Source organism: Microbacterium enclense (assembly GCF_001456955.1).
Lineage (GTDB): Bacteria > Actinomycetota > Actinomycetes > Actinomycetales > Microbacteriaceae > Microbacterium > Microbacterium enclense.
This window is the reverse complement of record NZ_KQ758478.1, coordinates 25,261-35,247: the sequence shown is the minus strand read 5'-3', so window position 1 is coordinate 35,247 and position 9,987 is coordinate 25,261. Positions and strand designations below refer to the sequence as shown.

At 70.6% G+C, this 9,987-nt stretch carries 10 protein-coding genes; 2 read left to right on the top strand and 8 right to left on the bottom strand.

Features of this window, described 5'->3' with window-relative positions; genetic code table 11:
• From AS029_RS16605 to AS029_RS16570, 8 genes are all read right to left on the bottom strand, one after another.
• The coding region (locus AS029_RS16605) for an ABC transporter substrate-binding protein (RefSeq protein ID WP_082642375.1) at nucleotides 1-853 on the bottom strand (853 nt) is incomplete at its 3' end.
• Between the two features lie 43 nt (nucleotides 854-896).
• Entirely contained in the window at nucleotides 897-1,979 is a 1,083-nt protein-coding gene (locus AS029_RS16600; protein WP_058233709.1) for an ABC transporter permease, read from the bottom strand.
• The gene (locus tag AS029_RS16595) at nucleotides 1,976-2,755 is read right to left on the bottom strand and encodes an ATP-binding cassette domain-containing protein (RefSeq protein ID WP_058233708.1); all 780 of its coding nucleotides are present in this window, start codon (nucleotides 2,753-2,755) and stop codon (nucleotides 1,976-1,978) included. The genes AS029_RS16600 and AS029_RS16595 overlap by 4 nt, the downstream gene beginning before the upstream one ends.
• Before the next feature lie 2 nt (nucleotides 2,756-2,757).
• Nucleotides 2,758-4,170, bottom strand: coding sequence for an FGGY-family carbohydrate kinase (locus tag AS029_RS16590; RefSeq protein ID WP_074615993.1), 1,413 nt, complete (start codon nucleotides 4,168-4,170; stop codon nucleotides 2,758-2,760).
• Nucleotides 4,167-5,207: a hypothetical protein gene (locus AS029_RS16585; RefSeq protein WP_217630087.1), complete on the bottom strand. Its 1,041-nt coding sequence runs from the start codon at nucleotides 5,205-5,207 to the stop codon at nucleotides 4,167-4,169. Before AS029_RS16585 ends, AS029_RS16590 begins: the two co-directional genes overlap by 4 nt.
• The gene (locus tag AS029_RS16580) at nucleotides 5,204-6,031 is read right to left on the bottom strand and encodes a substrate-binding domain-containing protein (RefSeq protein WP_058233706.1); all 828 of its coding nucleotides are present in this window, start codon (nucleotides 6,029-6,031) and stop codon (nucleotides 5,204-5,206) included. Before AS029_RS16580 ends, AS029_RS16585 begins: the two co-directional genes overlap by 4 nt.
• Nucleotides 5,986-6,495, bottom strand: coding sequence for a LacI family DNA-binding transcriptional regulator (locus tag AS029_RS16575; protein WP_058233705.1), 510 nt, complete (start codon nucleotides 6,493-6,495; stop codon nucleotides 5,986-5,988). The genes AS029_RS16580 and AS029_RS16575 overlap by 46 nt, the downstream gene beginning before the upstream one ends.
• Nucleotides 6,496-6,580: 85 nt before the next feature.
• Entirely contained in the window at nucleotides 6,581-7,579 is a 999-nt protein-coding gene (locus tag AS029_RS16570) for an aldose 1-epimerase family protein (RefSeq protein WP_058233704.1), read from the bottom strand.
• Nucleotides 7,580-7,707: 128 nt separating this feature from the next.
• On the opposite strand from AS029_RS16570, the gene AS029_RS16565 reads away from it, so the two are divergent.
• Together AS029_RS16565 and AS029_RS16560 are read left to right on the top strand one after the other, a co-directional pair.
• The gene (locus tag AS029_RS16565) at nucleotides 7,708-8,547 is read left to right on the top strand and encodes a class I fructose-bisphosphate aldolase (protein WP_058233703.1); all 840 of its coding nucleotides are present in this window, start codon (nucleotides 7,708-7,710) and stop codon (nucleotides 8,545-8,547) included.
• Nucleotides 8,548-8,593: 46 nt separating this feature from the next.
• Nucleotides 8,594-9,748, top strand: coding sequence for a Gfo/Idh/MocA family protein (locus AS029_RS16560; protein ID WP_058233702.1), 1,155 nt, complete (start codon nucleotides 8,594-8,596; stop codon nucleotides 9,746-9,748).
• Nucleotides 9,749-9,987 lie beyond the last annotated feature (239 nt).

Sequence of the window (9,987 nt, the reverse complement as noted above, 5' to 3'; positions counted from 1 at the left end):
AGCCGATGGTGGCGGGCTCTTGGGCGACGAGGGCTTGGACGGTGCCGGCTTCGAGGGCCTTGACCTGGGCGGGGCCGGCGTCGAAGCCGACGATGGTGACCTGTCCCTGCTTGCCGGCCTGCTGGACGCCGGTGGCGGAGCCTTCGGCGGCGAAGAGGTTGGCGGCGAAGATGCCGACGATGTCGGGGTCCTTCTGCAGCGCAGCGGTCACGATCTCCGCGGCGGTGGAGGGCTCGTTGTGCGAGTACTGCACACCGACCGATTCGAACTTGCTGTCTTCGGCGACGGCGTTTTCGAAGCCTTCGGCGCGGGCGTCGGTGGTGGACACACCGGGGTCGGTGGAGACCACGAGCACCTTGCCGCCGTTGGGGTTGGCATCCTGGATCGCCTTGAACGCGGCGGCGCCGCCGCCTTCGTTGTCGGAGGAGATCTGCGAGACCGCCCCGGAGGGATCCTCCAGCGTCGTGTCGACGAGGACGACCTTGATCCCTGCCGCTTCGGCCGCCGCGATCGGCGCCTGCATCGCGGAAACGTCGGTCGGCGCGATCAGCAGCGCGTCGGGCTTCGACCCCACGACGGCGTCGACGATCGGCTTCTGAAGCGTCGGGTCGAACTTCTCCGGACCCTGGGTGGTGACGGTGGCGCCTTCCTTCTCTGCTTCGGCTTCGATGCCGCACTGCATGGAGATGTAGAACTCATCCCCGGCGACGCCCTGCACGAACGCGATCTTGTAGCCGCCGTCGGAACCGCCCGCGGCGCCTCCCGACGAGGAGCCGCCGGAGCACCCGGCGAGGACGAGGGTGGCTGCGGCGCCGAGGGTGGCGAACGCGAGAACCTTGCTGTTCCACTGCATTGTGATGACCGTTCTCTCTTGGTGGGGTGTCGGATGCCGGGCCTCAGCCGCGGCGTCCTCCGCTGACGAACTTGCGCCAGAGGCTCTGGGTGTTGCCGCGGGTCGCGGCGGTGCGGCGCACCTGGTCGACGTAGACGGCCGTGATCAGCACCGCGCCGACCGCGACCTGCTGCCAGAACGGCTGCACGCCGGTGATGACGAAGCCGTTCTGCAGCACCGCGGGGATGAACAGGCCCACGACGGTGCCGAAGATCGTGCCCACGCCGCCGAAGAGGGAGGTGCCGCCGATCACCACGGCCGCGATGACGTTCAGGTTGGTCTGCGACTGACCGGCGATCGCCGTGGTCGAGAACTGCGACAGGGCCAGGATGCCGGCGAGTCCCGCGAGCGCCCCCGACAGCGTGTAGACCGAGATGAGGTGGCGGTCGACCTTGACGCCGACGCGACGGGCGGCGAGCTCGCTGGAGCCGACGGCGTAGGTGTAGAGGCCGAACTTCGTGAAGTGCAGCACGATCGCGCCGATGACGACGACGACGAGCGCGATGACGCTGATGATCGGAAGCGATCCGAAGACGTTGCCGTAGCCGATCGACACCGTGAGCACCGTCGGTACGTCGCGGATGTCGACACCGCCGGTGAGGATCTGCGCGAGACCGAGGGCCATGCCGAGCGATCCCAGGGTGACGATGAGCGGCGGAATCTTGGCCTTGGCGATGAGGAACCCGTTCAAGAGGCCCCAGCACACGCCGCTGAAGATGGACACGAGGATGCCGATGGTCGCCACTCCCCATCCCTCACCGCCGAGCGCGCGCATGGTCAGCGCCGACACGACCCCCGAGAACACCAGCACCGAGCCGATCGAGAGGTCGATGCCCGAGGTGATGATGATGTAGGTCATGCCCACGCCCAGCACCGCGAGGATGGAGGCGTTCTGGATGATGAGGCGGAAGTTCGACCACTGCGCGAACGAGTCCGGCGCCAGCGCACTGAAGATCAGCACGATGACGATGAGGATCAGGAGGATCTGAAAGGCCTGCGCCTTCAGCAGTCCTTTGACGAAGCTGGGCTTGTTGTCGTCCAGCGTGCCGATGGCCACCGTTTCGGTCGGGGGTGTTTTGAGGCTCATTTCTGGTCGTCCTTCGTGACGGCGCCGGTCATGAGCCCGACGAGTTCTTCCATGGAGGTGTTCTTCGCGTCGATGTTGGCCACGCGGGTGCCCAGGCGGAGCACTTGGATGCGGTCGCAGACCTCCATCACGTGCGGCATGGAGTGCGAGATGAGGACGACGGCGATGCCCTTGTCGCGCACCCGGCGGATCGTTTCGAGCACGTTCTTGGTCTGACGCACCCCGAGGGCGGCGGTGGGTTCGTCGAGGAACACCAGGCGCCCGGCCCAGTGCACGGCGCGGGCGATGGCGATCGCCTGGCGTTGTCCACCCGACATCTCCCCGACGGGGGAGGTGAGCGAGCGCACCGTCGCACCGAGTTCGTCGAAGGCGGCGCGGGAGGCTTTCGCCATGTCCTTGGTCTTCATGAACCCCAACGCCCCGGCGATGCCCGGCCGGCGGATCTCGCGACCCAGGTACATGTTCTGCACCGGGTCCAGGTGCGGGGCGAGCGCCAGGTCCTGGTAGACCGTCTCGATGCCCAGCGATGACGCGACCTGCGGGTTGGTCATCTCGATCGGCTTGCCGTCGAAGAGGATCTGCCCCTCGTCGACGGCGAGGTTGCCCGACAGGGCCTTCACCAGGGTGGACTTGCCGGCGCCGTTGTCACCGATCAACGCGGTGACCTCGCCCGGGTAGACCTCGAAATCGACGTTGTTCAACGCCCGGACATGACCGAACTGACGCGACAACCCGCGCGCCTGCAGCACCGGGACAGCGGTCGTGACTGACGGCATCGTCAGCTCCTTTCGTTGGTGAGAAGCGGACTCTCGTCGGCGACGAGAGAAGAAGAGAGGAACGTCTCGGCGACGTCCTCGAAAGAAGAAGAGGAGACAGAGAACGCCGCGAACAGCGCCGCCCCGTAGGCGGTGCCCTCGTCGTGGGTCGACACGGTGACCTCGGGCAGCAGCGCCGAGCGCGAGCGAACGACGGATGCCATGGTCGACCACCCTCCGGTCAGCACCGTCGAGGTGGGCGGCGCGACCTCGCGGTCCATCACCGCCATGCACTCGGCGAGCATGTCGTTGCCGTGGCGCAGCGAGGCGGCGAACAGCTCGGCGGGACTGAGTCCGTCGCTCTGCGCCACGATCTTCAGCACGCCGTCGTCGTTGCGCGCGCCCGAGACCTCGAGGCCCCCGTCGGCGAGGGCGCCGTCGACCGGGAGCGCCAGGGCGGCGGCGTCGATGACCGCGCGACCCGTGGCATCCGTGATGCCGAGCAGTTGCAGCACGCGTCGCATGAGCAGCCCCGACTTCGTGCCGGCGAGCAGCACGTACTTGCCGGGGATGACGTGACGCACGCAGTTGATCCCGGCGTGGGCGAGGCGCTCGCGCGCCGCGAACGGAAGGGTGTCGTCGAGCACGCGCACGAGCGCTTCGGCGGTACCCATCGAGTCGTAGAGCTGCCCCGTGTGCGTGGCGCCGACGGCGACGGCCGAGACCAAGTGATCGTGTCCGGCCACGGTGAGCGCCGCCCCGCGGAAGCCCGCCGGCATCTCGGGGTCGGTGAGCGATCCGACCGCTTCACCCGCGCTCACGCGGCGCCCGAGAAGGGACTCGTCGACGCCGAGCACGTCGAGCGCGGCAGCCCACGGTGTGCTGTCGTCCTGGTCGATGAGCCCGGTGCGCGAGACGAGCGAGTACTCCGCGACGCGCGGTCCGCCGAGCGCGTGCACCACGTACTCCGGGACGTTGAGGAACGTCGTCCCGGCGAGCGCGATCCCGTCGGCCTGCAGGTGCAGGAGTTTGGCGATGGATGCCAGGGGCCCCACCGGCAGCCCGGTACGGCCGGGGAACTCGGCGCGGAACTCCGCGGGTGTCGCCCCGATCTGAGCGGCGCCCCGCGGGTCGAACCACGCCATGATCGGCGCGAGCGCGGCACCCTCGGCATCCAGCAGCACCCCGGCCTCGGCCATGCCCGACACGGCGAGCGCGATCACGCGATAACCGGCGTCGAGGCGCAGGTCGGCCTCGGCGGCCAGGTCGCGCACGACGGCGATCGCCCGTTCGGCGGGCATCTCGGCGCGGCCGTGGTCGAGATTGGTCCAGGGCGAGGGTCGACTCGCGACGAGCACCTGACGCCCCTCGGGGGTGGCGACCAGCAGCTTCGTGCTGGTCGAGCCCATGTCGATCCCGACGACGTAGTCGCTCATCGCACGTCACCCCCGCGGAGGGTGCCGGGCCAGCCGGCGCCGGGCGCGGCGACGAGCACCTCGGCCTCGCCGGTGAGACGCCAGGCCCCGAAGGCGTGCGGCACGGCGTAGACCTGCCCGCGTTCGATCTCGACGCTTCCGGCGTCCGAGACCAGCGCGCCCGCCCCCTCGCGCACCAGCACGACGGCGAAGCCCGCTTCGCGCGCGACGGTCTCGCCCGCGGCGTCGAACAGACGGAAGTAGGGGTCGGCGGCATCCGGCAGCAGCGCACGGAACGCGGGGCCGGCGGGGGCGGTCCCCGCCGTGCTGATCAGAGCGCCGAGGGCGTCGGCATCCAGTCTCTCGGTCGAGACGGCGGGCATGACGGCGTCGAAGCCGAGGTCGAGGTGCGACTCCTCGCGCGTCGAGGTCGTGACCGACCACTCCAGCAGGATCGAGAAGTCGGTGGGCTCCTGCACTTCGGCGACGAAGATGCCGCCGTCGATCGCGTGCACGGTGCCGGCGGGCACGAGCACGCCCATGCCGGGTCGCACGACCACGCGGTTCATGCGCGAGAGCATCCATTCGCTGTCCTGCGCGTCGCGGCGGCGGTCGAGCTCGTCGCGGTCGACGTCCTGGTTCCAGCCGACGTGCACGGCGCAGTCGGCCTCGGTCTCGAGCACGTACCAGGCCTCGGTCTTGCCGTACGGGCAGTCGAGGTGCGACGAGGCGAACCCGCGACCCGGGTGCACGTGGACGGGGAGGCGCTGGCGTGCATCGAGGAGCTTGACCAGGATGCCGAGATCGGCGGCATCCCGTCCCCCTCGGGCTCCCACCCACGCGGCGCGATCGGCCGTGACGAGGTCGCGCAGCAACGACCCGTCCTCGGCCACGGCCAGGCCGATGGTGTCGAAGCCGAAACGCGACACGGTCGAGCCGAGCCACTCCTCGGGCTGCCGGTCGGTCTCGGGCACGATCCCGCGCAGCGCCGCGATGCGGTCGCCGCCGAGGTAGAAGTGCTGCACGGGATTGGGGGGCAGCAGCACGGGCTTCATCACGGTGCTCCGATCGGGGCTGCGGCCGGAACGGCGGCGTCGCCGGCCGGCTCGGGGTGGACGAGGGAGAGAGCGGTGGCGACGAGCGCCGTGGCGGGTGCGGCGAGGGCGGGGAGCGGGGTGGGCCCGGGGCCACCCGCCGACGCAGCGGTGGTCCTGGAGTCCGCCGACGCAGCGATGGCCCCTGAGCCCGCCAACGCAGCGATGGTCCCTGAACCTGTCGAAGGGCCCATCGTGGACGCCACCGCGTCGCTCGCGCGCGCCGCCTGCATCTCGCCCGACCCCCGCGGCACGAGCCGGGTGGGGACGATGACGCGCTCCGGGCCCTCGTCGGGGCGCACGGCTCGCTCGCGCAGCAGCCGGAAGGCCGCCGAGGCGAGCAGGCGCGGGTCGTGGTCGACGTAGGTGATGCCGGGATCCAGCACCTCGGCCAGCGTGAAGTCGCCGAACGAGATGAGCGCCGGCATCCGCAGCCCTCTCGAGCGGATCGCGCGCACGGTGCCGATCGCCGCGAGGCTCGTCGCGCACAGCAGCGCGGTCGGAGCGTCGGCGCGTTCGAGTAGGCGCGAGACCTCGATGGCCTCTCCCCGCCCGAAGCGTTCGTGCGTGACCACGAGCGAGGGGTCGAAGGGCAGCCCCGCGGCCGCGAGGGCCGAGCGGTAGCCGGAGAGGCGGTCGCTGACGGTGGGGTAGGGCACGTCCTCCCCCATGAAGGCGACGCGTCGGTGTCCGTGCGCGATGAGGGCGGTGGTCGCCTCGACGGCGGCCCCGAAGTCGTCGATCACGACCGCGTCGATCCCCGAGCGCACCCGGTCGATGCAGGCCACCGGGAAGCGGGTGCGCAGCGCCGCCAGGTGGATGCCGAGACGGCGACGGGAGCGACGATGAGACCCACCAGGCGGTGTCCGGTCAACCGGTCGAGCTGGACGCTCTCGCGCGCGGCGTCGTAGCCGGTGCTGGCGAAGATGACGCTCAGCCCTTCGGCGACGGCGAGCTCCTCGATCACGCTGACGAAGGCGGCGAAGAACGGGTCGCTGATCGCATCGATCAGGATGCCGATGGTGTCGGCGTCGCGCCGCTTCAGCTCGCGGGCGCTGCGGTCGGGCACGAAACCGAGGTCGCGGACGGCTCGCAGCACCCGCTCGCGCGTGCCGGGAAGCACTCCCGCCTCGTCGTTGATGACGCGTGAGACGGTCTTGGGGCTGACGCCGGCCGCGGTGGCGACGTCGATGAGACGGGCGCGGGGGCGCGCCGCGGCGGCCTCGGCGGCCGTCTCTCGCTCGTGCGTCATCGCTGCTCCGACATCGTTGTCTTGGGAACCCGGAACCCTCGGTCGGGCTCCGCTGGAGTCAGCATGAGCCCGCGGGACAACGTTGTCAAGTCACGGATCCGTTTCGGATGACATCGATGTCGAGCCCCAGCCGCCATGACGCCCCGGGCGCCAGCTCGCGCAGCAGACCCCGACGGCGCGCATCGGCGCGCCCGAGGATCGTGGGGGCCGTCGCCGGCTCCACGCCGAGCACGACCGCGCCCTCCTGCGCGACGCGCCACTGGAACATCCCCGGCAGCACGGCGGTGTCGAATGAGATCCGGATGCCGAGCCCCGCCCGCGACATCACCTCGGCGGCGACGCGACGCTCGGCCGGCACCTCATGGACGAACACCTGCTCCGGATAGTGCGCCGCGGGCTCGGGGAATTCCGCCCACGACCCGAGTCCCGCCTCGGCCGCCGCGTCGCGCGCGGTCACACGCTCCGCCGGGGAACGCAGCACCGACCCGGCATCGACCACCGGCCACCCGAGGTTGACGTGGTACAGCACCATCGGTTCGACGGGACGCGACCCGCGGTTCACGATCTCGTCGCGAAGCTCGATCCGCCCTTCGCCGAACGGCAGACGCACCCGCCGCCGGAGCTCCAGGTGCGCGCCGAGCACCGTCGCCTCGACGATGGTCGCCTCCACCACGACCGCGTCGTCCGAGACCTCCGCTCGGGTGACGGATGCCGTGAGCCCGCTGTAGCGCCCGTGCTGCGGATGCTCGCCCTCGGCGTCGATCGACGGCGGGCCGAACGAGAGCAGACCGCAGGTCGTGACGAGACCTCCCCCGAACGAGGCGCCGAACCCCCCGGCGCCCGGCCGCGGCCAGCCGGTCGGCGAGACCCAGGCCAGCGGCACACCCCGGTGCCGCACTTGCCCCAGGTCGAGACCGCGGTCGGGCAGCAGCTCGACCTCCAGCTCGCCCGCGACGAGCCGCAGACGTCGGGTCCCGGCATCCGGCCCATCCGTCCTTACCGACGCCTCCACACTCGCCACCTGCGCGAGCGAGCCGGTGCGCCGTCTCACCTCGCCGATCGTCGAACCGTACAGATCACCCATGAGCTCCGCCTTCCTCGCCGTTGCGCCGCTCACGCTAGCAGCCATTGACAACGTTGTCTCGCGCCCCGCATACTGACCGTCGAGCGCAGAGCCGCGCCCCGACACGACGTCTCGGAGACCCACACCCCATGTCGAAACCCCGCCTCCACCGCCTCTTCAACGCGCGCTCGGGCCGCGCCCTCGATGTCGCCGTCGACCACGGCGCGTTCCACGAGCACGCCTTCCTCACCGGCATCGAAGACATGGCGAAGACCGTCGCGACGCTCGTCGACGCCGGCCCCGACGCGGTCCAGCTCACCCTCGGGCAGGCGCCGCTGCTGCAGTCGGTCCCCGGCAAGCAGAAGCCCGGACTCGTGCTGCGCACCGACATCGCCAACGTCTACGGCGACCCGCTCGAATCCCCGCTGCACAGCATCCACGTTCCGGATGCCATCGAGGTCGCCGTCCGCCTCGACGCCGTCGCCGTGTGCGTGAACCTGCTCGACCTGCCCGGCGAGCCGCAGGTGCGCGAACAGTGCATCCGCTCGATCCTGGCCCTGCGCACCGACGCCGAACGGTACGGGATGCCGCTGATGATCGAGCCCCTGGTCATGCAGACCAAGCCCGGAACCGGCGGATACGGCGTCGACGGCGACACCGCGAAGATCGTGACCCTCGTGCGCCAGGCGCGCGAGCTCGGCGCCGACCTCATCAAGGCCGACCCCACCGACGACATCACCGAGTACCACCGCGTCATCCAAGCCGCCGGCGACACCCCCGTGCTCGTGCGCGGCGGCGGCCGGGTCGACGACCGCACGCTGCTCGAGCGCACCCGTGCCGTGCTGGAGCAGGGCGCTCGCGGAATCGTCTACGGCCGCAACGTCATCCAGCACCACGACCCGGCCGGCATCACCGCGGCGCTCATGGCGGTCGTGCACGACGACGCCTCGGTCGACGACGCCCTCGCCCTGATCGGCGGTGGGGCATGACCCGCTCGCTCAGCTCGACCACCACTATCGGCGCAGGAGGCACGGCATGACCGGCAAGAAGATCGGCATCGGCATCATCGGCGGCGGGCTCATGGGCCGCGAGATCGCCGCGGCGTTGCGCCGCTGGCCCGCGCTCATCGACCACCCCGCCGAGCCCGAGCTCGTCGCCGTCTGCGACATCAACCCCGCGGCGCTGTCGTTCTTCGAGCGCATCGACACCGTGCAGCTGACGACGACCGACCATCACGAGCTGCTCGCCGACCCCCGCGTCGACGTCGTCTACATCGCCGTTCGCCACGACCTGCACGAGCGGCTCTACGTCGACACCGTGCGCGCGGGCAAGGCGCTGCTCGCCGAGAAGCCCTTCGGCATCGACGGCGCCGCCGCCGACGCGGTCGTCGCAGCCATCGACGAGACGCCCGAGTCGTTCGTGCGCGTCTCGAGCGAGATGCCGTTCTTCCCCGGCGCCCAGTGGGCCGTCGACTACGTGCGATCCGGTGCGCTCGGCCGCATCGTCGAGGCGAAATGCACCTTCCTGCACGCCAGCGACATCGATGTCAACAAGCCCCTCAACTGGAAGCGCCAGAAGCAGTTCTGCGGCGAAGCGGGCGTGCTCAACGACCTCGGCATGCACACCTGGCACGTGCCGCTGCGCCTGGGCTGGACCCCCGAGAAGGTCGTCGGCATCCTGCAGGACGTCGTCACCGAACGCCCCGGCCCCGACGGCACGCCGCAGCCGTGCGACACGTGGGACAACGCCGTCATCCACTCGTGGGCCCGCCACGACGGCGCCCCCTTCCCCCTCACGACCGAGACCAAGCGCATCGCGCCCGGCCAGAAGAACACGTGGGAGTTCGAGGCCATCGGCATGTCCGGCGGCGTGCGCTTCAGCACGAAGAACCCCAAGCAGGTCGAGGTCTTCGCCTTCATCGACGTGCCCGGGGTCGGGCGCGAGCAGAGCTGGCAGCAGATCGACGCCGGCAGCCAGTCCGTCTGGCCGACCGTGACGGGACCCAACTTCGAGTCGGGATTCTCGGATGCCATCCTGCAGATGTGGGCGGCCTTCCTCGCCGAGTACGTGGGTGAGCTCGGCGACGGCTTCGGCTGCGTCCGTCCCGACGAGGCCGCACTGACCCATCGCCTCTTCGCCGCCGCGATCGCCTCGCATGAGAACGGGACGTTCGTCACCCCAGAGGCGTGACCCGGTCGCCGCGAGCGGTCTTGTCCGGTTTCGGGACGGGATCGGCCGTTCGGGGCGGAAAACGCCCGCCCCGTACGGCGAAACCCGCCCCAAACCACCCCGTCGCGACGACCCATGAGACGGTTCAGGCTCAACCAGCTGCGCGCCTACCGGTAGCGGGCTCGAAGGTTTTGGGGCGGGATCGGCCGTTCGGGGCGCACAACGCCCGCCCCAAACGGCGAAACCCGCCCCACACCAAG